The sequence below is a fragment of the Streptomyces sp. NBC_01622 genome, assembly GCF_045209635.1.
In the GTDB taxonomy this organism is placed as follows: Bacteria; Actinomycetota; Actinomycetes; order Streptomycetales; family Streptomycetaceae; genus Streptomyces.
In genome coordinates this window covers 7,173,989-7,199,236 of record NZ_CP109293.1, presented here as the reverse complement: position 1 = coordinate 7,199,236, position 25,248 = coordinate 7,173,989, and the positions used below count along the sequence as shown (strand labels likewise).

At 71.0% G+C, this 25,248-nt stretch carries 23 protein-coding genes; 10 read left to right on the top strand and 13 right to left on the bottom strand.

What is annotated here, in order from left to right:
• From OH768_RS33205 to OH768_RS33195, 3 genes are all read left to right on the top strand, one after another.
• Window positions 1-903 (top strand): ribokinase, encoded by a 903-nt coding sequence (locus tag OH768_RS33205; protein WP_406459643.1) that lies wholly within the window; start codon window positions 1-3, stop codon window positions 901-903.
• Window positions 900-1,289: a D-ribose pyranase gene (gene rbsD, locus OH768_RS33200; RefSeq protein ID WP_406459642.1), complete on the top strand. Its 390-nt coding sequence runs from the start codon at window positions 900-902 to the stop codon at window positions 1,287-1,289. Before OH768_RS33205 ends, rbsD begins: the two co-directional genes overlap by 4 nt.
• Window positions 1,290-1,581: 292 nt before the next feature.
• Window positions 1,582-1,959: a DUF937 domain-containing protein gene (locus OH768_RS33195; RefSeq protein ID WP_406459641.1), complete on the top strand. Its 378-nt coding sequence runs from the start codon at window positions 1,582-1,584 to the stop codon at window positions 1,957-1,959.
• Between the two features lie 97 nt (window positions 1,960-2,056).
• Here the strand turns inward: OH768_RS33195 and OH768_RS33190 are convergent, their stop codons facing one another.
• From OH768_RS33190 to OH768_RS33175, 4 genes are all read right to left on the bottom strand, one after another.
• Window positions 2,057-2,413 carry a hypothetical protein gene (locus tag OH768_RS33190; RefSeq protein ID WP_406459640.1) on the bottom strand — a complete coding sequence of 119 codons (357 nt, stop codon included), beginning with the start codon at window positions 2,411-2,413 and terminating at the stop codon, window positions 2,057-2,059.
• 379 nt (window positions 2,414-2,792) lie between these two features.
• The gene (locus OH768_RS33185) at window positions 2,793-3,593 is read right to left on the bottom strand and encodes a sugar phosphate isomerase/epimerase family protein (protein ID WP_406465547.1); all 801 of its coding nucleotides are present in this window, start codon (window positions 3,591-3,593) and stop codon (window positions 2,793-2,795) included.
• A 35-nt stretch (window positions 3,594-3,628) separates the two neighbouring features.
• On the bottom strand, window positions 3,629-4,780 hold the full coding sequence (locus OH768_RS33180; RefSeq protein ID WP_406459639.1) for a dihydrodipicolinate synthase family protein: 1,152 nt from the start codon (window positions 4,778-4,780) through the stop codon (window positions 3,629-3,631).
• Window positions 4,777-5,934 (bottom strand): Gfo/Idh/MocA family protein, encoded by a 1,158-nt coding sequence (locus tag OH768_RS33175; RefSeq protein ID WP_406459638.1) that lies wholly within the window; start codon window positions 5,932-5,934, stop codon window positions 4,777-4,779. Before OH768_RS33175 ends, OH768_RS33180 begins: the two co-directional genes overlap by 4 nt.
• Window positions 5,935-6,161: 227 nt before the next feature.
• Between OH768_RS33175 and OH768_RS33170 the strand changes: the two genes are divergently transcribed.
• The gene (locus OH768_RS33170) at window positions 6,162-7,208 is read left to right on the top strand and encodes a LacI family DNA-binding transcriptional regulator (protein WP_019065733.1); all 1,047 of its coding nucleotides are present in this window, start codon (window positions 6,162-6,164) and stop codon (window positions 7,206-7,208) included.
• Window positions 7,209-7,287: 79 nt separating this feature from the next.
• On the top strand, window positions 7,288-8,061 hold the full coding sequence (locus OH768_RS33165) for a DUF4253 domain-containing protein (protein WP_406459637.1): 774 nt from the start codon (window positions 7,288-7,290) through the stop codon (window positions 8,059-8,061).
• Window positions 8,062-8,175: 114 nt separating this feature from the next.
• On the opposite strand, the gene OH768_RS33160 is transcribed toward OH768_RS33165, so the two are convergent.
• Window positions 8,176-8,694 carry a TetR/AcrR family transcriptional regulator gene (locus tag OH768_RS33160; RefSeq protein ID WP_406465546.1) on the bottom strand — a complete coding sequence of 173 codons (519 nt, stop codon included), beginning with the start codon at window positions 8,692-8,694 and terminating at the stop codon, window positions 8,176-8,178.
• A gap of 141 nt (window positions 8,695-8,835) precedes the next feature.
• On the opposite strand from OH768_RS33160, the gene OH768_RS33155 reads away from it, so the two are divergent.
• The 3 genes from OH768_RS33155 to OH768_RS33145 all read left to right on the top strand — a co-directional run bounded on the left by OH768_RS33155 (window position 8,836) and on the right by OH768_RS33145 (window position 11,775).
• Entirely contained in the window at window positions 8,836-9,837 is a 1,002-nt protein-coding gene (locus OH768_RS33155; protein WP_406459636.1) for an NADP-dependent oxidoreductase, read from the top strand.
• Window positions 9,838-9,935: 98 nt separating this feature from the next.
• On the top strand, window positions 9,936-10,877 hold the full coding sequence (locus tag OH768_RS33150) for a GNAT family N-acetyltransferase (protein WP_406459635.1): 942 nt from the start codon (window positions 9,936-9,938) through the stop codon (window positions 10,875-10,877).
• Window positions 10,878-10,974: 97 nt separating this feature from the next.
• The gene (locus OH768_RS33145; protein WP_406459634.1) at window positions 10,975-11,775 is read left to right on the top strand and encodes a sugar phosphate isomerase/epimerase family protein; all 801 of its coding nucleotides are present in this window, start codon (window positions 10,975-10,977) and stop codon (window positions 11,773-11,775) included.
• 19 nt (window positions 11,776-11,794) lie between these two features.
• Here the strand turns inward: OH768_RS33145 and OH768_RS33140 are convergent, their stop codons facing one another.
• The 3 genes from OH768_RS33140 to aroA are packed head-to-tail and all read right to left on the bottom strand — an operon-like array spanning window position 11,795 to window position 14,245.
• On the bottom strand, window positions 11,795-12,367 hold the full coding sequence (locus OH768_RS33140; protein ID WP_406459633.1) for an RBBP9/YdeN family alpha/beta hydrolase: 573 nt from the start codon (window positions 12,365-12,367) through the stop codon (window positions 11,795-11,797).
• On the bottom strand, window positions 12,364-12,993 hold the full coding sequence (locus OH768_RS33135) for a GNAT family N-acetyltransferase (RefSeq protein WP_406459632.1): 630 nt from the start codon (window positions 12,991-12,993) through the stop codon (window positions 12,364-12,366). Before OH768_RS33135 ends, OH768_RS33140 begins: the two co-directional genes overlap by 4 nt.
• Window positions 12,994-13,003: 10 nt before the next feature.
• Window positions 13,004-14,245: a 3-phosphoshikimate 1-carboxyvinyltransferase gene (aroA, locus tag OH768_RS33130; protein WP_406459631.1), complete on the bottom strand. Its 1,242-nt coding sequence runs from the start codon at window positions 14,243-14,245 to the stop codon at window positions 13,004-13,006.
• 375 nt (window positions 14,246-14,620) lie between these two features.
• Between aroA and OH768_RS33125 the strand changes: the two genes are divergently transcribed.
• Complete coding sequence (locus tag OH768_RS33125) at window positions 14,621-16,405, top strand: glycoside hydrolase family 3 protein (protein WP_406459630.1); 1,785 nt, start codon at window positions 14,621-14,623, stop codon at window positions 16,403-16,405.
• Between the two features lie 111 nt (window positions 16,406-16,516).
• A complete protein-coding gene (locus OH768_RS33120; protein WP_406459629.1) occupies window positions 16,517-17,143 on the top strand; it encodes a hypothetical protein in 627 nt (208 codons plus the stop codon).
• 25 nt (window positions 17,144-17,168) lie between these two features.
• Here OH768_RS33120 and OH768_RS33115 read toward each other — a convergent pair whose 3' ends face one another.
• From OH768_RS33115 to OH768_RS33095, 5 genes are all read right to left on the bottom strand, one after another.
• Entirely contained in the window at window positions 17,169-18,593 is a 1,425-nt protein-coding gene (locus tag OH768_RS33115; protein WP_406459628.1) for a S28 family serine protease, read from the bottom strand.
• 96 nt (window positions 18,594-18,689) lie between these two features.
• The gene (locus tag OH768_RS33110) at window positions 18,690-19,070 is read right to left on the bottom strand and encodes a hypothetical protein (protein WP_406459627.1); all 381 of its coding nucleotides are present in this window, start codon (window positions 19,068-19,070) and stop codon (window positions 18,690-18,692) included.
• 323 nt (window positions 19,071-19,393) lie between these two features.
• Window positions 19,394-23,116 (bottom strand): ABC transporter ATP-binding protein, encoded by a 3,723-nt coding sequence (locus OH768_RS33105; protein ID WP_406459626.1) that lies wholly within the window; start codon window positions 23,114-23,116, stop codon window positions 19,394-19,396.
• Window positions 23,117-23,210: 94 nt separating this feature from the next.
• Entirely contained in the window at window positions 23,211-24,245 is a 1,035-nt protein-coding gene (locus tag OH768_RS33100; protein WP_406459625.1) for an esterase-like activity of phytase family protein, read from the bottom strand.
• A gap of 46 nt (window positions 24,246-24,291) precedes the next feature.
• The gene (locus OH768_RS33095) at window positions 24,292-25,137 is read right to left on the bottom strand and encodes a serine hydrolase (RefSeq protein ID WP_406459624.1); all 846 of its coding nucleotides are present in this window, start codon (window positions 25,135-25,137) and stop codon (window positions 24,292-24,294) included.
• Between the last annotated feature and the right edge of the window lie 111 nt (window positions 25,138-25,248).

The window sequence follows — 25,248 nt, the reverse complement described above, 5'->3', positions numbered from 1 at the left end:
ATGTACGACTACGACCTGCTGGTCGTCGGATCGGCCAACGCCGACCTCGTGATCGACGTCGAGCGGCGGCCGGGCGCAGGCGAGACGGTCCTCGGTTCCGACCTGGCCGTCCACCCGGGCGGCAAGGGCGCCAACCAGGCGGTCGCCGCCGCCCGGCTCGGCGCCCGTACGGTCCTGCTGGCCCGGGTCGGCGACGACGCGTACGGCAGGCTGCTGCTCGACTCGCAGCGGGCCGCCGGGGTCGACACGGTGGGGGTACTGGTCGGCGGGGCGCCGACCGGGGTCGCGCTGATCACGGTGGACCCGTCCGGCGACAACAGCATCGTGGTGTCGCCGGGGGCCAACGGGAAGCTGTTCCCGGTCGACATCCAGGCCGCCGCCTGCCTCTTCCACGCCTCCCGCGTGGTCTCCGTACAGCTGGAGATCCCGCTGGAGACGGTCGTCGAGGTCGTACGGAGTCTGGCGCCCGACAGCAGGTTCGTACTGAACCCGTCGCCGCCCCGGCCGCTACCGTCCGAAGTCCTGGCGGCCTGCGACCCGTTGATCGTCAACGAGCACGAGGCGAAGGTGATCCTCGGGGACGCGTGTGTGAGCGAGCGGCCCGAGGACTGGGCGCGGATCCTGCTGGCGAAGGGGCCGCGTTCGGTGGTCGTGACGCTCGGCGCGGAGGGCGCACTGGTGGCCTCGCGGGAGGGGGTCACCCGGGTGCCGTCCGTGAAGGTGGACGCCGTGGACACGACGGGTGCGGGCGATGCCTTCACCGCGGCGCTGGCCTGGAAGCTGGGCACGGGTTCGGCGCTGGCGGACGCGGCGGCGTACGCGGCCCGGGTCGGGGCGGCGGCCGTCACCAGGAAGGGCGCCCAGGAGTCCTTCCCCACGGCGGACGAGGTCGCCGAGCTGTGAAGAAGGCAGGGATTCTCAACCGTCATCTCTCCGGCGCGCTGGCCGAGCTGGGGCACGGGGACGGGGTGCTGGTGTGCGACGCCGGGATGCCGATCCCGGCCGGGCCCCGGGTGGTGGACCTGGCGTTCCGGGCCGGGGTGCCGTCGTTCGCGGAGGTGCTGGACGGGCTGCTGGCCGAGCTGGTGGTGGAGGGCGCGACGGCGGCGCGCGAGATACGCGGCGCCAACCGGGCCGCCACCGCCCTGCTCGACGCCCGCTTCCCCGACCTCGATCTCGTCTCCCACGAGAAGCTCAAGGAGCTGTCGGCGGATGCGCGGCTGATCGTACGGACGGGCGAGGCGCGGCCGTACGCGAATGTGCTGCTGCGGTGCGGGGTGTTCTTCTAGAAGTGTGACAGTCCGGGGGAATGTGTGACGCTTTTGAATCCGGCGGTCCGGTCAGGGCGCCGGCGGACGGCACAAATTCGAGGGGGCCCGGTCCGTCGACCAAGCCCCCTCGGGTTTTCCCCTCCAACATCAGAACCCCCGCGATCCCCCCAGATCCCCCTCCAAGAGTCCTGATGCCTAGTACGACCCGCGGACTGCGGGGAGGGTTGTACGCCGTCTTGAGAATTTTTCAAAACGGCTTCCCGACGGCTTCCAGGTGCCGACGAATCGGGGCGGACGTAGCGTTTCAGGCATGAGCGAAGACTCTGTTACGGCCTTCCAGGGCGACGTCCTCGACGAACTGGGCGATGCCAAGGTCCAGGAGATCGCGGGCCTGCTGGGGACGGACGAGGCGGGCGCCAGGGAGGTCGTCGGTACGACGGTCTCGGCGCTGTCCGGTGAGGCGGCGACCGTGGAGACGCCTCAGGAGGCTCCCCTCCAGGGCGTGGCCACGCTGGGCGGCTTCGCGACCGGCGGGCTCATGGCCGGGGTGCTGGCCAAGGCGGCCAAGCCGGTGGCGAACGCGGTGGCCAAGAAGACGGGCCTGCCGCCGGCGACGGTCACGCGGGTCGTCGAGATGCTGATCCCGGTGGTGCTGACGGTGCTGACGAAGCGGGCGGCGAAGAAGTAGGGCGGGCGGGTACGGCATACTCCTGACCTCCTGCCCCACCCCGGATCGGACGGGGTGGGGCAGGGCTCAGGGGTGTTTCGGGGCGGGGCGGCCGGCGTCAGCGGACGGTGACCGAGACCGCCTTGGAGACGGTGGCGCCGTCCTTGACGCGCAGGACCGAGACGCCCTTCTTCTGGAACTTGTCGGTCAGCTTGTAGGCGCTGTGGTTGACCTTGGCGGTCACGGGCAGGGACTTCCAGGTCGGGCCCGACTTGACCTGGAGCGTCACCTTGGAGCCCTGCTTCAGACCGGTGGACTTGCCGGTGAAGGTCACCACGTCGCCGAGCTTCACGGTGGTGTGGTTGGCCTTGAGCGTGATGCTCGGCGCCGGGGCGGGCGCGGCGACGGCAGCGGTGGCGCCGACGGCGACGAGCGCCGCGGAGGCCAGGGAGACGGCGGCGATACGCACGTTCACAGATAACTCCTTGTTCGATTCCGAGAATTACTTCTCTTATGCGGCTCTCAGGCTTCTCTCATACAAGAGAAAACCCGGCCAACCGCGTTTCCGGGATTTATCCCGGCCCCGCGGCGAGCACGATCCTATAGACACGACCTGGGGAGATACGGTTCCGGAAGGCTCCGAAAAAGGTGAATCGACAGCTCAGTCACAGGAATTTCGGCCCATACACACGCCGTGATCTGCATTTATTAAAGAGACCTGTGTGAAGGCGACTCTCACATTCCGGCGCCGGACATGAAACTGCCCCGCAGGACGAATCGCCGATGCGGGGCAGAACACTCGGAAGGTGACGAACTTCCGGCGGGCCCGGTCAAGCGTCGAGCCACTCACGGACTCACAGGAGCACGTGCTCCACGAAGCGCGCCGCCGTCTCCGCCAGGACCTCGCGGCCGTCCCGGGCCCACAGGCCGTCGTTGAACAGTTCGACCTCGATGGGGCCGGTGTATCCGGCGGACTCGACGTACGACTTCCACTCCCGCATGTCGATCGCGCCGTCCCCGATCTGACCGCGGCCGTTGAGGACGCCCTCCGGCAGCGGGGTGATCCAGTCGGCGAGCTGGAAGGTGTGGATACGGCCGCCCGCGCCCGCCCGGGCGATCTGCGCCGGAGCCTGGTCGTCCCACCAGATGTGGTACGTGTCGACCGTGACGCCGACCTGCTGGGCGGGGAAGCGCTCGGCGAGGTCGAGGGCCTGGGTGAGCGTCGAGACCACGCAGCGGTCGGAGGCGAACATGGGGTGCAGCGGTTCGATGGCCAGCCGTACGCCCCGCTCCTCGGCGTAGGGCCCCAACTCGCCCAGCGCGTCGGCGATCCGCTCCCGCGCGCCGTGCAGGTCCTTGGAGCCGGCCGGCAGACCGCCGGACACCAGCACGAGGGTGTCCGTGCCCAGCGTGGCCGCCTCGTCGACGGCCCGGCGGTTGTCGTCCAGGGCGCGGGCGCGCTCGGCCGGGTCGAGCGCCGTGAAGAAGCCGCCCCTGCACAACGTTGTCACCGCGAGGCCCGCGCCGCGGACCAGCTTCGCGGTGGCGTCCAGGCCGTACGACTGGACCGGCTCGCGCCAGAGGCCGACGCCGGGGACGCCCAGCTCCAGGCAGGCGTCAACCAGTTCGGGCATGCTGAGCTGCTTCACCGTCATCTGGTTGATGGAGAAGCGGGACAGGCCGGGATCGCTCACTGGGTCACTCCGTACAGGGCGAGCAGGTTCTTCATCCGTTCCTCCGCGAGCTTCGGGTCGGGGAACAGGCCCAGGCCGTCGGCGAGTTGGTAGGCGCGGGCGAAGTGCGGGAGGGAGCGGGCCGATTGGAGGCCGCCGACCATCGTGAAGTGCGACTGGTGGCCCGCGAGCCAGGCCAGGAACACCACGCCCGTCTTGTAGAAGCGGGTCGGGGTCTGGAAGAGGTGGCGGGACAACTCGACGGTGGGGTCGAGGAGTTCGCGGAAGCCGGCCGTGTTCCCGGTGTCCAGGACGCGGACCGCCTCCCCCGCCAGCGGGCCGAGCGGGTCGAAGATGCCGAGCAGGGCGTGGCTGAAGCCCTGGTCGTCGCCCGCGATCAGTTCGGGGTAGTTGAAGTCGTCGCCGGTGTAGCAGCGGACGCCCTGCGGCAGTCGGCGCCGGATGTCGATCTCCCGCTGAGCCTCCAGGAGCGACACCTTGATCCCGTCCACCTTGTCGGGGTGGGCCGCGATGACTTCGAGGAACGTGTCGGTGGCCGTGTCGAGGTCGGCCGAGCCCCAGTAGCCCGCGAGCGCCGGGTCGAACATCGGGCCCAGCCAGTGCAGGACGACGGGTTCGGTGGCCTGGCGGAGCAGGTGGCCGTAGACCTCCAGGTAGTCCTCGGGGCCCTTGGCGACTGCCGCGAGCGCGCGGGACGCCATCAGGATGGCCTGCGCGCCCGATTCCTCGACGAGGGCCAACTGCTCCTCGTACGCGGCCTGTACGTCGGCCAGGGTGCCGCCGGTGATCTGGTCGGTGCCGACACCGCACGCGATCCGGCCGCCGACCGCCTTGGCCTCGGCGGAGCTTCGGCGGATCAGCTCGGCCGCGCCCGCCCAGTCCAGGCCCATGCCGCGCTGGGCGGTGTCCATCGCCTCGGCGACACCGAGCCCGTGCGACCAGAGGTGGCGGCGGAAGGCGAGGGTGGCGTCCCAGTCGACGGCGGCGGGCGAGTCGGGGCTCGTGTCGGCGAAGGGGTCGGCCACGACGTGGGCCGCCGAGAACACCGTACGAGAGGTGAAGGGGGTGCCGGGGGTGACGGCGAGGGGTTCGGACCGGGGCTCGTAGGCCCTCAAGGCCCCTGAGGCGTCCGGGAGTTGGATGGTCACAGCGAGATCTCCGGGACGTCGAGACGGCGGCCCCCGGCGGACGACTTCAGGCCCAGCTCGGCGAGTTGGACGCCACGGGCGCCGGCCAGCAGGTCCCAGTGGTAGGGGGCGTCGGCGTAGACGTGGCGGAGGAACAGCTCCCACTGGGCCTTGAAGCCGTTGTCGAAGTCGGCGTTGTCGGGGACCTCCTGCCACTGGTCGCGGAAGACCTCGGTGGCGGGGATGTCGGGGTTCCAGACCGGCTTGGGGGTGGAACTGCGGTGCTGGGCACGGCAGTTGCGCAGGCCCGCGACCGCCGAGCCCTCCGTGCCGTCGACCTGGAACTCGACGAGTTCGTCGCGGTTGACGCGGACGGCCCAGGAGGAGTTGATCTGCGCGATGGCACCGCTGTCGAGTTCGAAGATGCCGTAGGCGGCGTCGTCGGCGGTGGCGTCGTAGGGCTTGCCGTTCTCGTCCCAGCGCTGCGGGATGTGGGTGGTGGCGATGGCCTGGACGGACTTGACGCGGCCGAACAGCTCGTGGAGGACGTACTCCCAGTGCGGGAACATGTCGACGACGATGCCGCCGCCGTCCTCCGCGCGGTAGTTCCACGACGGGCGCTGGGCGGACTGCCAGTCGCCCTCGAAGACCCAGTAGCCGAACTCGCCGCGGATCGACAGGATCCGGCCGAAGAAGCCGCCGTCGATGAGCCGCTTGAGCTTGAGCAGGCCCGGGAGGAACAGCTTGTCCTGGACGACGCCGTGCTTGATGCCGGCGGCGTCGGCGAGGCGGGCCAGTTCCAGGGCGCCGTCGAGGCCGGTCGCGGTCGGCTTCTCGGTGTAGATGTGCTTGCCCGCGGCGATCGCCTTCTTGAGCGCCCCCTCGCGGGCCGAGGTGACCTGGGCGTCGAAGTAGATCTCGACGGTCGGGTCGGCGAGGACCGCGTCGACGTCCGTGGAGACGTTCTCGGGGTCGAGCCCGTGCCGCTCGGCAAGCGCCTTCAGCGCGTGCTCGCGGCGGCCGACGAGGATCGGTTCCGGCCACAGCACGGTTCCGTCGCCGAGGTCTAGACCACCCTGGTCTCGCAGTGCGAGGATCGAGCGGACGAGGTGCTGTCGGTAGCCCATGCGCCCGGTCACGCCGTTCATGGCGATACGCACCGTCTTGCGTGTCACGTGTTTCCCTTCGTCCGCATACGTTTCAACAACGCAGCAAGCGCTTTCTATATATGCAGAAGCTAGCCTTTGCACACAGGTCTGTACAAGACCGTGATGGGGTCGAGTTGTTCGAGGGGGCGAACGACGGGGGTCTATGGCCTTATCGTCTGCTCGGACGGGGGCTTCCTTTGAGCAGCCTATGCACAACGGCGTACGACAAGATGCGCGACCGGAGGACGAACGACATGACGGTGACCCTGGCGGACGTGGCGGCCCGCGCCCAGGTCTCCCCCGCGACGGTGTCGCGCGTACTGAACGGCAACTACCCGGTCGCGGCCACCACCCGCGAGCGCGTGCTGCGGGCGGTCGACGAGCTCGACTACGTCCTCAACGGTCCCGCGAGCGCGCTCGCGGCGGCCACCTCCGACCTGGTCGGCATCCTGGTCAACGACATCGCCGACCCCTTCTTCGGGATCATGGCGAGCGCGATCCAGTCGGAGATCGGGGGGCCGGGCGGGCGTGCGGGCGGGGAGCGGCTGGCTGTGGTGTGCAACACAGGGGGCTCCCCGGAGCGCGAGCTGACGTACCTCACCCTGCTGCAGCGGCAGCGGGCGGCGGCCGTCGTCCTGACCGGTGGCGCCATGGAGAACGCGCCGCACGCGGCCGCCGTCGCGGCGAAGCTGCGGAAGCTGGGGGAGGCCGGGACGCGGGTAGTCCTGTGCGGGCGCCCGCCGGCGCCGGACACCGGGGCGTTCGCGCTGACCTTCGACAACCGCGGGGGCGGCCGGGAACTGACCGAGCACCTGATCGGCCTCGGGCACCGGCGGCTCGGCTACATCGCGGGCCCGGAGGAACGGACCACGACCCGGCACCGGCTGGAGGGCCACCGGGAGGCACTGGCCGCGCACGGCATCGCGGAGGACCCCCGGTGGACCGTGCACGGACGCTACGACCGACGGTCGGGCTATGAGGCCACGCTCGAACTGCTGCGCCGCGACCCGTCGTTGACGGCCGTGGTCGCGGCGAACGACTCCGTCGCGGTGGGGGCGTGCGCGGCCCTGCGGGAGTCGGGGCGGCGGATCCCGGACGACGTCTCGGTCGCCGGTTTCGACGACCTGCCGTTCAGCGTGGACGCGGTGCCTTCTCTTACGACGGTGCGGTTGCCGCTGTCTGAGGCGGGCGCGCGGGCCGGGCGGATCGCGATGGGGCGGGAGGAGCCGCCGCCGGGCGGGATCGCCACGGTTCGCGGGGAGTTGATGGTGCGGGGGTCTTCGGGAGTGCCTCGGAAGTAGCGCCGCCGGCGCCTCCGGAGGGGACCTGCTTTAAAAAAGTGTGTCACTTTCGACGCAGAGTGTCACACTTTTTCGGGAGGTGGAGGTCTGGTTCGCCGACAAACTGCCCGATGACATCGTGGAGTTGTGGCCCCGGCTGCTGGAGCGGGCCGAGGTCGACGGCCTGTATCCGTTCATCTGCCGGCGGGACGACCCCTACCGGCCCGAGGACTTGAGCACGGTCGACGCGGTCCGGCTCGACACCGAGCTCGCGGTGGACTTCGCCGAGGACCGGCGTCGGCGGCTGCCGTACTGGTCGAGTCCGCCGGCGACCGATGTCCTGCCGGACGACGACGATCCGGACGACATCGCACCCTGGCCGCACGATCCGGGGCATCCCTTCGAGTCCTGGCCCGGACTCGCGCCCGCCGAGCCGGTGACCGGTGCCGGGATGAGCCCTGCGGAGGCCGCGGGGCGGGCCGTGGCGGAGCTGCTCCGCACCGAGCCCTTCGTGCGCACATGCCAGCTGGCCCTGGTGCCCGCCCGCCGCAGCGCCGACGTGCCGGCGATCGTCGGGTGGGCGGCCGGGGCTCCGCTCCCGCTGCTGTGCGCGCTGTTGCGCAGCTGGGAGGAGCGGTTCGGGGCACGGGTCGTGTCCGGGTTCGGGGGCGCCCTGACCGTGTCTGTCGCCCGGCCGCCCCTGGACCTCGCGCAGGCCGAACTGCTCGCCCTGGAGCATGTGCTGTCGACCGCCGACAACATCGTGGACGATCCGCCGGGGCCGCTCCCGGAGTACGCGAACGGGCTTGCGGGGCAGTCCACTTGGCGGTTCTGGTGGGACTGGCACCCTCGCGTGGCCCGTGCGGGCCGGTGACCTGGCCCGCGACCCGGTCGGGAAGGCAGGACCCCGCGCTGCGCCGCCGACGGGTTCCGCTCGCCGTCAGCCCGTCAGCCCGTCAGCCCGTCAGCCCGTCAGCCCGTCAGCCCGTCAGCCCGTCAGCCGCAGCGTGAGGATCGCGGTGATCGCCGACGTCACGCGTGCCTCGACCTCGTCCGCGTTCGCCGAAGGGAGCTTGCCGTCCAGGTGCAGGAACGCGAGGCCGTGGACGAGTGACCAGCCGGCCGTGGCCAGGGCCTCGGCGTCGGCCTGCGGGAAGGCCTGGCTCACGTGGGTCAGCACGAACGCGCCGAGTTCCGCCGCGGCGACGGCCCGCGCGTCCTCCGGGTTGGTGCAGGGGGTGCCGAACATGAGCCGGAACAGGGCCGGCCGGTCCAGGGCGAACCGGACGTAGTCGACGGCGAGTCGGGCGAAGCCGTCCGGGGTGGCCGGCTGCGGATCGGCGGCGCCGAGGCGGCGCCCGAGGTCGGCGAAGCCCTGGGCCGCGAGTTCGGACTCCAGCGCCTCCTTGTCGGCGAAATGCCGGTAGGGCGCGGTCGCCGAGACACCGGCGCGGCGGGCCACCGCGCGCAGCGACAGGCCACCGTCGTCCGCCTCCAGGAGATCCATGGCGGCGCCCAGCAGAGCCGCGCGCAGATCACCGTGGTGATAGCGCGGCCTCTCCGAAGTTGACACTGCTCACATCCCCTCGTAGCGTGACTCGCAGCGCGATGTAAGCATCGTACACATTCAGGAGAGCGGGCCACTGACATGCAGGGATTCGTGCTGACCCGGTACGGGAACGCGATCGCCATGGAACTGCGGGAGGTCCCCGAGCCGACGGCGGGCGCCGGTGAGGTGCTCGTCCGGGTACGGGCCGCGGGGCTGAACCCGATCGACTACAAGGTCCGTCAGGGTGCGATGCGGTTGGTGCAGCGCCTCGACCTGCCCCAGGTGGCGGGCAGTGAACTGTCCGGCGAGGTCGAGGCGGTCGGTGCCGGCGTCACCCGGTTCGCGGTCGGGGACCGGGTGTTCGCCAGGGTCGACAAGAAGAAGCTGGGCGCCTACGCGAACTACGCCGTCGTGGACGAATCGCTGGTGGGGAGGATGCCCGAGTCGCTGGACTTCGCCGACGCGGCCGGGCTGCCGCTGGCCGGGCTGACCGCTCTGCAGGCGCTGCGCGACGAACTGGGCGTCACCGCGGGCGACCGGGTGTTCATCTCCGGCGGGGCCGGGGGCGTGGGCACCCTCGCCATCCAGCTGGCCGCCCGGATGGGGGCGGAGGTGGCCACCACCGCGTCGTCCCGCGGCGCGGAACTGGTGCGCTCGCTCGGGGCCACCACGGTCGTCGACTACCGGAAGGAGAAGTTCAAGGACGTACTGAGCGACTACGACGGCGCGTTCGACCTGACCGGCGGGGACGACCTGCTCGACAGCTTCGCCGTCCTCAAGCGGGGCGCGAAGACGGTCTCCATCGCGGGGCCGCCCACGCCGGCCAACGCCCGCGCGGACTTCGACGCCGGCCCGCCGGTCGCCGCCGCGCTGTGGCTGGCCGGTGCCAAGGTCCGCCGCCGGGCCCGCAAGGAGGGCGTCGGCTACCGGTTCCTGTTCATGCATCCCAGCGGAGCGGACCTCGACCTGCTGGCCGGACTGGTCGACAAGGGCGAGCTGCGGCCGGTGACCGACCGGGTCCTCCCGTTCGCGCGGATCGCCGACGCCTTCGCGTATCTCGAACAGGGCCACGCCAAGGGCAAGGTCGTCGTAGAGATGTGAGGCCACGCCATGGACGGACGGCGGCCCCGCGTACTACGGTCGGAACCGCAATACCTCTGACTGAGTCAACTACCCTGAGCGAGCACCGGGGACTGATCATGACCGTCCAGGACATCCGCGCCTTCAACCGCTTCTACACGAACGTCATCGGCGCCCTCGACTACAGCCGCCACCTCTACGCCCCCTTCACCCTCACCGAGTCCCGCGTCCTGTACGAACTCGCGCACTCCCCGCACACGGACGCGGCCGACCTCCGTTGCGAACTGTCCCTGGACGCCGGGTACTTGAGCCGGATCCTGAACCGGTTCGAGCAGGACGGGCTGATCGAGCGGGCGCCCTCGCGGCGGGATCCGCGGCGGCGGCAGATCACGCTCACCGCACGCGGACGGGAGACCGCCGGCCTGCTGGCCGAGCGGGCGGACGAATCCGTCGGCGCGCTGCTCGCGACCGTGCCGGCCGCCGACCGGCCCCGGCTCTCCGAGGCGCTGCACACCGTACGCACCATCCTGTCGCAGGACACGGACGGTCACCGGCCGCGGCCCGAGGATGTCGTGCTGCGGGAGCCGGGGCCCGGTGACCTCGGGTGGATCGTGCAGCGCAACGCGGCGCTCTACGCCGCCGAGTACGACTTCAACGCCGACTACGAGGGGCTCGTGGCGCGGATCGTCGCCGACTTCGCCGAGGACCACGATCCGCATCTGGAGCGGGTGTGGATCGCCGAGCTGGACGGGCGGCCGGTGGGGTGTGTGATGTGCGTGCGGGACGACGCCCCGGGCACCGCGCGGCTGCGGCTGCTGCTCGTCGAGCCGGATGCCCGAGGGCTCCGTATCGGGGACCAACTGGTCTCGGCGGTGGTCGAGTTCGCGCGCGGTGTCGGTTACCACGACCTCGTGCTGTGGACCAACGACATCCTCGGCGCCGCCCGCCGCATCTACCAGCGGCACGGTTTCGTCCTCGTCGCCGAGAAACCCCACCGCTCCTTCGGCCAGGACCTCGTCGGCCAGGACTGGCGCCTCGACCTGCACGGAACCGGAGAGTGACGAGTAGTGTCGTGACCATGCTGTGCCATCCCGGGGGACACCCCCCGGACCCCCGGCAGGATCACCGCCACCGGGGCCCAGTAGCGAGGCGAGAATCATGAAACTGGCCTTCTCCACCCTCGGTGTCCCGGGGCTCCCCCTCGCCGACGTGCTGCACCTCGCCGTCACCCACGGCTACCACGGCGTGGAGCTGCGCGCACACCCGGAGGAGCCCGTCCACCCCAGCCTCGACGCCGCCCAACGGGCCGACGTGGTCGCCGAGTTCAAGGCGTCCGGGGTCGAAGTCCTGGGCCTCGCCGGGTACGCACGCGTGGCCGCGCCGGGCGACGACGCCCCCGTACTCACGGAGATCCGCGAACTCCTGGAACTGGCACGGGACTTGGGGGCGCCCTTCGTCCGGGTCTTCCCCGGCGGAGGCACCGAACAGTCCGCCCACGAGGCCGACGCGACCGCCGCGCGACGGCTCGGCACGGCGGCGGAGTGGGGCGCCGACCTCGGCGTACGGATCCTGCTGGAGACCCACGACTCCCACCGCACCGGCGCCGACGCACTCCGCGTGCTCGGCCCGGTCGGACACCGGCAGGTGGGTGCCCTGTGGGACGTCATGCACACCTGGCTGGGCGGCGAGCAGCCGGCGGAGACACTGGCCGCGCTGGGCCCGTATCTCGGATACGTCCAGGTCAAGGACATCGCCTCGGCCGAGGACACCACCCCGCTGCCGCTCGGGGCCGGTGTCCTCCCGCTCGCCGAGTGCGTGGAGGTCCTGTCCCGGCACGGCTGGGACGGCTGGCTGTGCTGGGAGTACGAGAAGCGGTGGTACGAGGCGGCCGCGCCGCTGCCCGAGCTGCTGGGCGCGGGCCACAACCACCTGGGGCGGCTGCTGAACGACTCGGCGTAGGCCCGGCGCGACTGCGACGTCATCGAGCCGTGAGCGGCGCCGTCCCGTCCAGACACCACTCCAGCACGGCCGGCCATGAGCCGTACCCGGCGTTCAGGTCCAGGTGACCCGCGCCCGGGATGATCTCGGTGGGGATGCCGAGCGGGTCGCCGAAGACGGTGCGGGCGCCTTCCGGGCAGTACGGGTCGTCGTCGCCGGCGACCAGCCGGGTGGCTCCGGGGAGCGTCAACTCGCCGGCGGGCGGCGCGAATTCGGCGATCTCGGGATGCCGTACGACGACGGAGGCGGACGGCGGTGCGACCAGCAGCACCCGGTCCGCGTCACTGTCCCGGACGACCCCGCGGGCGACGGCGTGCAGCCACAGCAGGGCGGAGGCGCTGTGCGCGAGGACGACCAGCTCGGCGTCGGCGTCGTCCCGCACATACTTGGCGAGTTCGCCGAGCCACACCTCCAGGTCGGGGTCGTCGGCGTCGGGCAGCTGGGGGTACGTCACCTGGTGGCCGAGTGCGCGGAGCCGGTCGGCGAGCCAGTGCTGCCAGTGGCCCTCGGGGCGATGGTTCTGCCAGCCGTGGAGAATGAGGTAGGCGGTCATGATGTCGACACTCCCCGTCCCAGCCGCTTCTCCAACCCCGCCCTGCACTCCTCCCACTCCTCCGCCGTGATCGAGTAGATCGCGGAGTCGCGCAGCCGCCCGTCCTCGCCCGGTGCCCAGGAGCGGGACCAGTTGCGCAGGACGCCCTCGAAGCGGGCGCCGACGCGCTGGATCGCGGCGCGGGAGCGGTCGTTGCGTGCGTCGGTCTTGAGGTCGACCCGGGAGACGTGCCACTCCTCGAAGGCGTGCCGGAAGAGGAGGAGTTTGGCCTCCGCGTTGATGCCGGTGCCCTGCGCCGAACGGGCCAGCCAGGTGAACCCGACCTCGACGGCGTCGAGTTGATCGTCCGTCAGCCAGCAGCGGGGTTCCCAGTAGGCCGTGGCGCCGACCGCCCGCCCGGTCGCCGTCGAGATCTGGGCGTACGGCGCGAGCATGCCCGTGGCCGCGCGGGCCAGCTGGGCGTCGATGTACGCGCCCACCTGGTCCGCCCTCGGCACCCAGGTGAACGCGTACGACCCCCGGTCCTCCTCCGCCGCCACCGCCAGATCGGCCGCGTGCCGGTGGCCGAGCGGCTCCAGCCGCACCGACCCGCCCGTCAGGACCGGTGCCTTCAGTTCGAACCCCACGCTGATCCCCTCATGCCCGCAGCCGGCCCCGCAGCGCCCCGAACGCCTCGTGGAAACCGGGGAAAGTCTTGCGTACGCACCCCGGGTCGTCGAACGAAATACCCGGCACCCTCAGCCCGGTCACCGCGAAGGACATGACGACGCGGTGGTCACCGTAGGACTTGATCTTCGCGCCGACGGGCGCCTCCGAGCCCGGCCGGATCTCGATCCAGTCGTCCCCCGTCACCACCTCCACGCCCAGCCGCCGGAGGTTCTCCGCGCAGGCCTCCAGGCGGTCGCACTCCTTGACCCGGGTGTTGCCGACGTCCTCGATGCGGACCGGGCCGGAGGCGAAGGGGGCGATCGCGGCCAGCGTCGGCATGGTGTCCGAGATGTCCCGCATATTGACCGTGAGGCCGCGCAGTTCGCCGGTGCCGCGCACCCGGGTGCCGCGCGCGTCGGTCGTCACCTCCGCGCCCATGCGGCGCAGTACGTCGACGAAGCCCAGGTCGCCCTGGAGCGCGCCGGTGCCGAGCCCGGGGACGGTGACCTCGCCGCCGGTGACCGCGGCGGCGGCGAAGAAGTAGCTCGCGGTGGAGGCGTCCGGCTCGATGTCGTAGGTGGTCGCGGTGTAGCCGCCCGGCGGTACCACGTAGACCGTGCCCTCCCTGCGCACTTCCACTCCGAACGCCCGCATCATCGCGATGGTGATCTCGACGTACGGCGCGGAGACGAGGTCCGTGACCCGGATCCGCAGGCCCTTCCTGGTCAGCGGGCCGAGCAGGAGCAGGGCGGTCAGGTACTGCGAGGACTGGCCGGCGTCGAGCACCACCTCGCCGCCCTCGACACCGGACGCCTCGATGCGCAGCGGGTGGTGGCCCTCGGCCTCCTCGTGGCGCAGGTCCACGCCCAGGTCGCGCAGCGCATTACTCAAAGGCCCCAGTGGCCGCCGGCGCATCTGCGGGGACGCGTCGAAGCGGAAGCTGCCGTGGCCGGCCGCCGCGAGGGTGGGCAGGAAGCGGGCCGTGGTCGCGCCGTCCCGGCAGTACACGTCGGCCTCGGTGACCGCCGGTCCCTGCGGGCGGCCGTCGATCTGCCACGCGCCGGGGGTCCGGCCCACCCGGTAGCCGAGCCGGGTCAGTCCCTCCGCGAAGCCCTCGGTGTCGTCCGAGCGGAGCGGACGCCGGAGGGTGGTGACGCCGTCGGCCGCGGCGGCCAGGAAGAGCGCGCGGGCGGTGACGGACTTGGAACCGGGAATGTCGACTACGGTCATGCCCTCATGATCGGGCGGTGGCCGCCCGCTCCGCCGGGACGTCCACGGGATGGACGACCTCCGTTCGCCCGCGCGTACCTGTGTGTGACCCCATCCGTCCCGTTGTGCACAGGTTCACCAACTTCCGGGAATAGGCCCGCGAACGGGAACCCTGGCCCGTTCGACTCCGTCCAACCGGCATGCTGCCGGATGAGTCTCCGCGGTACGGCGTCGGCCTCGCTGCTGGCTGCGAACGCTGACCAACCCTCTCCTCCGTACCGCGGCCGGCAGCAAGCCGTCATCGGCGCGCCCCCCTCCAACTGCGCCGATGGCGGCCCCTCCCCTGGTTACTGTGCACTCCCCTGACAGGCGGAAACCTCTCCGGAAGGAGCGCACATGCCCTCCAGACGTACCGTCCTCGCCGCGACCGTGGGCGTCACCGCGTCCCTCGCGGTCGGCACCCCCGCCCACGCCGACGACACCGCACTCCGCTCGCTGATCTCCCGCATGCCCCTGGAGGAGAAGGTCGGCCAGCTGTTCGTGACGCGGGTCTACGGCCACTCCGCCACCGCCCCCGACCAGGCCGACGCCGACGCCAACCTGAGCGAGCTCGGGGTGCGCACGGCCGCCGAGCTGATCGCGAAGTACCGGGTCGGCGGGATCATCTACTTCAGCTGGGCGCACAACACCCGCGACCCGTACCAGATCGCCGACCTCTCCAACGGCATCCAGAAGGCGTCGCTCGGCCAACCGCGCGGGCTGCCCGTACTGATCGCCACCGACCAGGAGCACGGCATCGTCTGCCGGATCGGCAAGCCCGCCACCCTCTTCCCCGGCGCGATGGCGCTCGGCGCCGGCGGCTCCCGCACCGACGCCCGCACGGTCGGCCGGATCTCCGGCGCCGAGCTGCGCGCGATGGGCGTCAACCAGGACTACTCCCCCGACGCCGACGTGAACGTCAACCCGGCCAACCCGATCATCGGCGTACGGTCCTTCGGCGCCGACCCGGAGGCGGTGGCAGGCCTGGTCGCCGCCGAGGTCACGGGGTACCAGGACAGCCGGGTGGCGGCGACCGCCAAGCACTTCCCGGGGCACGGGGACACCGCCGTGGACAGCCACACCGGGTTCCCCGTCATCACGCACAGCCGCGAGCTGTGGGGGAAGCTGGACGCCGTGCCCTTCCGGGCCGCGGTCAAGGCCGGGATCGACGCGATCATGACCGCGCACCTCAAGGTCCCGGCCCTCGACGACTCCGGCGACCCGGCCACCCTCTCCCACCCGATCGTCACCGGCGTCCTGCGCGGCGAACTCGGCTACGACGGCGTCGTGGTCACCGACTCGCTGGGCATGGCGGGCGTCCGCCAGAAGTACGGCGACGAGCGCGTGCCCGTGCTCGCGCTGAAGGCCGGGGTCGATCAACTCCTCGACCCGCCCTCCCTGGACGTCGCCTGGAACGCCGTCATCGCGGCCGTGCGAAACGGTGAGTTGACCGAGGCGCGGATCGACGAGTCGGTCCTGCGGGTGCTGCGGCTGAAGGCACGGCTCGGACTCTTCGAGGAGCCGTACGTCAGCCGGGCGGGCGTGGACCTCGTGGTCGGCAGCGCCGAACATCTCGCCACCGCCGACCGCATCGCCGAGCGGACCACCACCCTCCTGGTCAACAGGGCGGGGCTGCTCCCGCTGTCCCGTCGTACGCACGGGAACGTCCTGGTCGTCGGCGCCGATCCGGCCTCCCCGTCCGGCACGACGGGACCGCCCACCGGTGTACTGGCCGCTGCCCTGCGGGAGTTGGGCTTCACGGCGACCGTCCTGTCCACCGGCACCGCTCCCTCCGCCGAGACCGTCACCAAGGCCGTGGCGGCGGCGCGGGCGGCTGACGCGGTGGTGGTGGCCACCTACAACGTCACGGCGGCCGACCCGCAGAGGACCCTGGTCGAGCAACTGGCCGCCACCGGGAGACCGGTCGTGGCCGTCGCCGTCCGCAACCCCTACGATGTTGCTCAACTACCTGCCGTCCCGGCCTACTTGGCGTCCTACTCCTGGACCGACGTCGAGCTGCGGGCGGCGGCACGGGTGATCGCGGGCCGGGTGGCCCCGCGCGGGAAGCTCCCGGTGGCCGTGCAACGTGCGGACGACCCGGCGCAGGTGCTGTATCGGGTCGGTCACGGACTGTCGTACTAGAGGTACGTTGCGCACCCGCCCCACCCCCGCCAACTGGCCCAAAGCCCCCCGCACCGCTGGCGTGCGCCCGCCGTCGCGCGTCACGCTGGGCGGGGCAGTCCGGGGGGAACGATGGGTGAGAGATGGAGCGCCGGGGCGGTGTGCGCGCTGCTCGCCGCCCTGCTGGCCGGCTGCTCGTCCACGGGCGGCTCCGACGCCGGTGACGGCAGCCCCGGCGCCAGGTCGTCCGCGTCCTCGACCACCCGGCCCTCCGGCTACGGCGCGGTGTTCCTCGCCGTCGACGAGTGCAGTTCCTTCGGTACGACGAGTTTCACCGAGGTGCCCTGCACCAGCGAGCGGGCCGCCGCCCGGGTCATCGCCCGCTACGACGGCGATGTGGGCAGCGGCCCCGCCTGCCCGGCGACCACCGACTTCGTGCTGCACATCAGCGCCCAGGGCACGCCCGGCACGGGCCGCGACAGCGCCGTACCGAAGGGCTACGCGTGTATGCGCAACCTCGGCCCCCCGCACCCCGGCGACCCGGGCGGCGGGGGCGGCCCCCGCACGATCGTCGGCGACTGCGTCTACGGCTCGGGCAGCGGCCAGGTCCGGGAGACCGCGTGCGACGGCTCGGGGCAGAAGAAGCCGCAGTACAAGGTGGTCAAGGCCGTGCTCAGACGCGCGAGTTGCCCGGCCTCGACCGCCCTCTACGTCCAGCTCGGCGGCAGCCGACCCGTGGGCTGCGCCCGGCCGGTGTAGTCAACGGCCGGGCGCAGTAAGGGTGTTACGGGCGCAGCGTCGGCTCGCGCTCGACGCCCTGCCGGTCCAGCCTCGCGTCGTAGGGTGCCAGCGGCTTCGCCTGTGCCGTCGTCGCGGCGGGGACACCGGCCCACGCCAGGATGCGGGCGGTGGCCAGCGCCTTCTGGTCGGCGGTCAGGGCCGCGACGTTCGCGCCGTGGTTGAGACCGGGCGCGGTGAAGACGTACGAGTCCTTCGCACCCTTGCCGACGGCGAACCGCTCGGCGCCCCACGGGTCGTTCTGGCCGTAGACGAAGAGCATGTGGTCGGCGTGGTGGCGGACCCAGCTGTCGACGTCCCGCATGGCGCCCGGCTGGAACCTCATCGGGATGGAGCGGGGGACGAAGTTGCGGGGCGGCTGGTAGCCGTAGCGGATGTACTTCTTCTCGATGTACGGGAACTGGACGGTGGGCGCGCCGAGTTGGGTGCCCGCCTGGTAGTAGTACGGGGTGTACGGGGACAGGCCCTGGTCGGTGTAGAAGGAGAAGCCGGAGATCGTGTCGACCGAGGTCCAGATGTCGTCGTCGGTGGCGGTCGCCGCGTTCGCGGGGATGGAGTCGCAGTCGGAGAGCAGGCTGTACTGCCAGAAGCCCCAGACGTAGTCGAGGACGACGGCCTCGTAGGCCTTGTCCAGGCTGCCGACGGTGGTGAAGGTGAAGCCGTTCTCCGCCGCGTACGCCGCGTACTTCTGCTCCAGGGACTCCCGGCGCACCAGCGCCTCGCGCTGTACGGCGTCCAGGCGGTCGCGGCACTCCTCGGTGCCGACCTTGGTGAAGAAGCGGTCGTAGGCCGAATCCTCGTTGTTCACCACGTCGTTGGGGGCGACGTAGGCGACGACGCCGTCCATGTCACGCGGGTAGAACCGCTCGAAGTAGGTGGCCGTCATACCGCCCTTGGAGCCGCCGGTGGCGATCCAGTTCTTGGTGTAGATCGACTTGAGGGCCTTGAAGACGCGGTGCTGGTCGCTCGCCGCCTGCCAGATGTCGAGCTTGGACCAGTCGGCCGGTTCGGGCCGGGACGGCGTGAAGTAGCGGTATTCCAGGGAGACTTGGTTGGCGTCCGCGATCCGGGTCGGTTCGCTGCGGCTCGGGGTCGTGGAGACGTTGTAGCCGCTGGTGTAGAAGACCGTCGGGCGCGAGACATCCTTGTGCAGCACGGTGATCCGCTGCTGGAACGTGCCCTTGGAGGGGTGCCGGTGGTCGATCGGCTGGGTGTAGTTCAGTACGAAGTAGCGGTAGCCGGTGTACGGCTTCTCTTGGACCAGGCTCATGCCGGGTATCGCCAGCAGCTGGTCCTTGATGTCTGCAGTTTGACCGGTTCGGCCGGCCTGGGCGGCGGTGGCCACCCCGGCCGTGCTCAGCGTGCCTATGAGCACGGTGAGCGCCAGCAGCCATCTGAGCGCCTTGCGCATGCGATCTCCCCTGTGAGGCAGTTGTGAACCGGAAGCTATCCGAGCAACTACCGTCACACCAGAGGGGGTTGTTCACTCAGGGCACTGGCCGGGGGTTCAGCACAGGATCCAGCCCGAGCCGACCGAACCGCCGACGACCGCGCCCTCGATCCGTACGCAGCGGTGGCCGGCGTGCACGGTGACCGGTCCGGCCCGGCGCGTGTACCGCCCCTTGTCCACGACCGGGCGGCTGCCGCGGGCCTGGACGCTGACCGACATCGTGCGCCGGGCGCCGGAGTTCTTGGGGGCGGTGTACGCGCAGATGTAGTCGCCCCGGCGGAAGACATGGACGGTACCGGTCGAGAAGGGCAGCGTCGCCACCTCGCGCCCCGGGCAGACCGACGCCGCCTGGGCGCTGCCAGGGGCCGCGAGCGCGAGCAGTCCGGACGCGGTGAGCACGGCCATGCCGAGCGCCACCCGCCGTCGTAGCGCACCCATGTCCACAGTCGTCCCTCCCGCACAGCAGCCGAACAGCGTACTGATGTACGGACGCAAGACGTATGTCGAACGGTTGCGCGCCCCTCAGCGGACCGTACCGACCGGCTCCTCGGTCTCGGGCGCACCGACGAAAGTCCGCCACAGCTCCGCGTAGTACCCCTCCAGCCCCAACAACTCGTCGTGCGTGCCGTCCTCCACGACCCGGCCGTGAGCAGAACCTCCCCATGCCGCACTCGCACCGCTCGGCCCTGGCCGGCCTCCCGGGCATCGAGACGGCGGCCGGACTCCGTCCGGCGCCCGGTGCGGCCGCGAACCCACGCAGGTCAGGCGGCGGTCGCGGGCACATCCTCTCCGACAAAAGTCCGCCACAGCTCCGCGTAATACCCCCCCAGCCCCAACAACTCGTCGTGCGTGCCGTCCTCCACGACCCGGCCGTGATCCATCACCACGACCCGGTCCGCGCGGGCCGCCGTCGTCAGGCGGTGGGCTACGACGAGGGTGGTGCGGCGGCCGGCGAGGCGGTCGGTGGCCTGGTTTACCTGGGCTTCTGTCGCCAGGTCGAGGGCTGCCGTCGCCTCGTCGAGGAGGAGGATGTCGGGGTCGACCAGTTCGGCGCGGGCCAGGGCGATCAGCTGGCGCTGGCCCGCCGAGAGGTTGCGGCCTCGCTCGGCGACCTCGTGGAGGTAGCCGCCGTCCAGCGTCGCGATCATCTCGTGCGCGCCGACCGCGCGGGCCGCCGCCTCCACCTCGGCGTCGGTGGCCTCGGGGCGGCCGTAGGCGATGGCGTCGCGGACGGTGCCCTGGAAGAGGTACGCCTCCTGGGGGACGACGCCCAGGTGGTGGCGGTACGACGTGATGTCGAGGGACCGGAGGTCCGTGCCGTCGACCGTGACCCGGCCGCCCGTCGGGTCGTAGAAGCGTGCCACCAGCTTCACGAGCGTCGACTTGCCCGCACCCGTCTCGCCGACGAACGCGACCGTCTGGCCGGCGGGGATCCTCAAGTCGACGCCCCCGATGGCCTCTTCGTCGTCTCCGTACGCGAAGTGCACGTCCTCGAAGGCGATGTCGCCGCGCAGGGAGAGGACTTCGAGGGGTTCGTCGGCGGCTCGGGTGGAGGTCGGTTCCTGGAGGAGTTCCTGGATGCGGCCCAGGGAGACCGTGGCCTGCTGGTAGCCGTCGAAGACCTGGGAGAGCTGCTGGACCGGGGCGAAGAACAGGTCGATGTAGAGCAGGTATGCGACCAGTGCGCCTGTCGTCAGCGTCGCGTCGTCCACCCTTCCCGCGCCCGCGATCAGTACGGACGCCGCCGCCACCGACGACAGGAACTGCACGAAGGGGAAGTAGACCGAGATCAGCCGCTGGCCCCGCGTACGTGCCTCGCGGTAGCTGCTGCTGCGCTCGGCGAACCGCCGGCCGCCGTCCTTCTCGCGCCGGAACGCCTGCACGATCCGCAGCCCCGACACCGACTCCTGGAGGTCGGCGTTGACCAACGAGACGCGCTCACGGGCGAGTTCGTACGCCTTCACGCTCGCCCGGCGGAAGAAGAAGGTGGCGATGACCAGCGGGAGCAGCGTGGCGAACACGACCAGCGCGAGCTGTACGTCGATCACCAGCAGGGCGACCATGATGCCGAAGAAGGTGACGACCGAGACGAAGGCCGTGACCAGGCCCGTCTGCAGGAAGGTCGAGAGGGCGTCGACGTCCGTCGTCATCCTCGTCATGATCCGGCCGGTCAACTCCCGCTCGTAGTAGTCGAGTCCGAGGCGTTGGAGCTGGGCGAAGATCTTCAGACGGAGCGTGTAGAGCACCCGCTCCCCGGTGCGTCCGGTCATCCTCGTCTCGCCGCGCTGTGCCACCCACTGCACGGCCACGGCGACGAGGGCCAGCAGCGAGGCGGACCAGATCGCGCCGATCGCCATCCTGGTCACGCCCTGGTCGATGCCGTGCCGGATCATGACCGGCAGCAGCAGGCTCATGCTCGCGTCCACGGCGACCAGGCCGAGGCTGATGAGCAGCGGGGCGCCGAAACCGCGCAGCAGCCGGCGCAGACCGTAGGAGTCCTCGGCACGCACCGCGCGCGCCTCGTCGATGTCGGGGGTGTCGGTCGCCGGGGGCAACGCGTCGACCTGGGCGAGGAGTTCGGGCGTCGCGGGCATCCCGGACAGCGCGGTGTCCTTGGGCTCGCGGTCACCGGTCCACAGCCGGGGCGTGAGCCCGCGCTCGGCGTCGAACTCGGCGTCCAACTCCGCGCGTACGGAGGTGTCTTCGGCCGGTTCCGCGGCGGGCAGGGCGTGGCCGGGCGAGACACCGCCGAGTTCGTCGGGGTCGGTGAGGAGACGGCGGTAGAGCGGTGAGCGCTGCTGGAGTTCGTCGTGCGTGCCGATGTCGGCGAGGCGGCCGGCTTCGAGGACGGCGATGCGGTCGGCGAGGTTGAGGGTGGAGCGGCGGTGCGCGATCAGCAGCGTGGTCCGGCCCTCCATGACCTGTTTCAGGGCTTCGTGGATCTCGTGCTCGACGCGCGCGTCCACCGCCGAGGTCGCGTCGTCCAGGACCAGCAGGCGCGGGTCGGTGAGGATCGCGCGGGCGAGGGCGACGCGCTGGCGCTGGCCGCCGGAGAGGGTGAGGCCGTGCTCGCCGACCGTCGTGTCGTAGCCCTCGGGGAGTTCCTTGATGAACCGGTCGGCCTGTGCGGCCCGCGCGGCGGTGAGGATCTCCTCCTCGGTCGCGTCGGGGCGGCCGTAGGCGATGTTGTTGCGGACCGTGTCGGAGAAGAGGAAGGAGTCCTCGGGGACCAGGCCGATCGCGGCCCGGAGGGAGTCGAGGGTGAGTTCGCGGACGTCGTGGCCGCCGACCAGAACCGCGCCGTGGGTGACGTCGTAGAAGCGGGGCAGCAGGAGCGAGACCGTGGACTTGCCGGAGCCGGAGGAGCCGACGACCGCGAGGGTCTCGCCGGGGCGGATCTCGAAGCTGAGGCCGTTGAGGACCGGCCGGTCGTCGTCGTAGCCGAAGGAGACGTCGTCGAACTCGACCGTGGCCAGGGCGTCGGCGGGGAGTTCCTTGGTGCCGTCCGTCATCGACGGCTCGGTGTCGATGAGCTCCAGGACGCGCTCGGTGCCCGCGCGGGCCTGCTGGCCGACCGTGAGGACCACGGCCAGCATGCGGACCGGGCCGACGAGTTGGGCGAGGTAGGTGGAGAAGGCGACGAACGTGCCGAGCGTGATGTGACCGCGCACCGCGAGCCAGCCGCCGAGGGCGAGCATCGCGACCTGGCCGAGGGCGGGGACGGCCTGAAGGGCGGGGGTGTAGCGGGCGTTCTGCCGGATCGTGCGCAGCCGGCCCGCGTAGAGGCGGCGGCCGACCTCGCGCAGCTTTCCGGTCTCCTGGTCCTCCTGCCCGAAGCCCTTCACCACGCGTACGCCGCTGACGGCGCCGTCGACGACCCCCGCGACGGCGGCGGCCTGGGCCTGCGCGTACCAGGTGGAGGGGTGCAGCTTGCTGCGGCTGCGGCGGGCGATGAAGCCGAGTGCGGGGGCGACGGCCAGGGCGACCAGGGTCAGCGGCAGCGACAGCCAGGCCATGATCGCGAGGGAGATCAGGAAGAGCAGGACGTTCCCGATGGTCATCGGGAGCATGAAGAGCAGACCCTGGATCAGCTGGAGGTCGCTGGTGGCGCGGCCGACGACCTGACCGGTGGACAGCTCGTCCTGGCGGCGGCCGTCGAGGCGGGTGATCGTGCCGTACATCTCGGTGCGCAGGTCGTGCTGAACGTCGAGGGCGAGCCGGCCACCGTAGTAACGCCGGATGTAGGCGGAGACGTAGACGAGGAGCGCGGCGACGATCAGGGCTCCCGCCCAGGGGGCCATGGAGCGGGTGTGGCCGCCGATCACGTCGTCGATGATCACCTTGGTGACCAGCGGGACGACGGCCATGACCGCCATACCGGCGAGGGAGGCGCCGAGCGCGAGGACGACGTCCTTGGGGTACCGCCAGGCGTACCCGGCGAGCCTTCGGGCCCAGCCCTGCGTTTCCCCCTGCTTCGCTGCCACGCGGGTGCCTTCCGTTCGCCGATCTACGGAAGACACCAACGCGAATCGAACCGGATTTCATCCCTCCGCAATAAACAGAGGGAGGGCCGGTGGGTCAGACACGCACCCGGAGGTCATAGAACCGGGTCGTCTGTACCGCGTTCTGGTTGTCGTCGCTCACCAGCAGGACCTTCAGGCGGCCCTTCTCCCGTCCCGTGATCACCATGCCCTCGATGTTGTCGAGGAGGGGGTTCGGCTGGGGCTGCTTCGCCGTCGCGCCGAGGGACGGGCAGTCGGCGATGTCGGCGAGGAGGGTCTTCTTGACGAGGCGGACGCCGGGCTGGCCGGTGAGGGTGTCGATCCCGCTGGTGTCCGTCGCGTGGCGCGGGTCGGCCAGGTAGAGGCGGACGGTGTTGCCGACACCGCTGGTGAAGCCGCGCTCCAGGACGAGGAGCCGACCGTCGGGGAGGGCCTGCACCTCGGGGACGCCGAGGAAGGCCGCGTCGGACTTGTAGGCGTACTGCGCGGCCGGCTTGAAGTGGTCGCCCTTGGTCCGGGTCCAGGTCTGGAAGCGGACGGCGCCGGAGGTGTCGCCGGCGATCGGGTACTCCATCGAGGCGAGAAGCGTACGGCCGCCGGGCAGCAGGGTCAGGCCCTCGAAGGTCTGGTTGGAGACGGCCCGGCCCGCGGGGGCCACCAGCAGCGAGGAGGGGACCGGGAGGCGGTCGAGGATCTTGCCGTCGGCGGAGTAGCGGCGGATCGACGGCTCGGTCTCGGAGGTGATGAGGCGGGTGCCGTCCCGGTCGACGACCAGACCCTCGGAGTCGAGCGCGGCGCCGTTCTCGTCGGCGAGCGGGACGACCCGCTTCGGCTGGAGGGTCTTCGCGTCGAGGTCGAACAGGGAGGAACGGTCCTCCAGCGCGGCGAGCGAGCCGTCCTTGTCCACCGCCAGCGCGGAGAAGTTGCCGACGAAGGTGCCGTCGTACGTCGTCTTGTCGAGCGCGTCGGAGAAGCGGTCGATCGAGACGGTCGACGAACAGGCGTTGCTGGTACGGGGGTTGCTGACGGCGCTCGCGGGCCCGGCGGCGGTGAGACAGGTGGCCGCCGCCAGGCCGGCGGTCGCGGTCGCGAGTACGGTTCTCAGGCGCATGGGCGCCACCGTAGGACGGGTGGGTGACGTGCGGGAGACCTATTGGTTACGCGAGGTCCTTGTGAATGGCCTTCGCGACACCCTGGATCGTCGTGATCCCGTAGCTCATCGTGCTGTTGTCCTGGGTGAGCACGGACATCATGTAGTCGCGGCCACCCCCGTTGAAGGTGCCCAAGCTGTGGACGCGCCAGCCGTGCGTGGAGCGCTGCAGCCAGCCGTTCTTGACGTGCACGGTGACGGTCGACGGGGCGCCGTACGGCGTGCCCCAGCGCTGACTGGAGATCACCTGGTTCATCAACTTCAGGATGTACGCACGGGAGTTGTCGCTCAGCACCGTGTTCTTGGCGGTGACCAGCTTGAGCAGTTTCTGCTCGTCGGTCACGATCTCCTGGGTCAGGCCCCAGTAGTTGTTCGCGCCCGGCTTGGTCTGGGTCATGCCGGCGGCGGTGAGGAAGCCCTTGATCTTCGTCAGGCCCAACTGCCTCCACAGGGTGGAGGTCGCGTCGTTGTCCGACTTGGTGATCATGGCCGTGGCGAGCGTGGTCTCCCGCGTCGTCAGATAGCGGTTGTGCTTCTTCGCGTCCCACAGCAGCGTGGCGAGGACGGTGACCTTGACAGTGCTGGCCGAGTCGTAGGCGGTCGTCGCCCGCAGGGTGCAGGTGGTGTTGGTCTTGCGGTCGTACAGGCCGACGGCGACGGTTCCCTTACGGGTCGCGAGGGCGGCGGTGATGTCCTTCTTCAGCTTGTCGGCGAGGCCGGCCCTGGCGGATGTACAGCTGACCGTCGGGGTGGCCGCGGCAGCGGGCGTTGCGGCGGCCAGCACGGGTATGAGCACCCCGGCGCCCGCGCCGGCCGCCAGCACTCTGGCTCGGCGGGATATCCATTGAGTCATGCATGACTTGACTCACAGGAAGGCATGAAAGGTTGTACGGGTTGGGGAACGGTTGTACGACCCGTTACCCGGGCCTTTGCGAATTCACAGCCGAGCACTAGGTCCGGCACA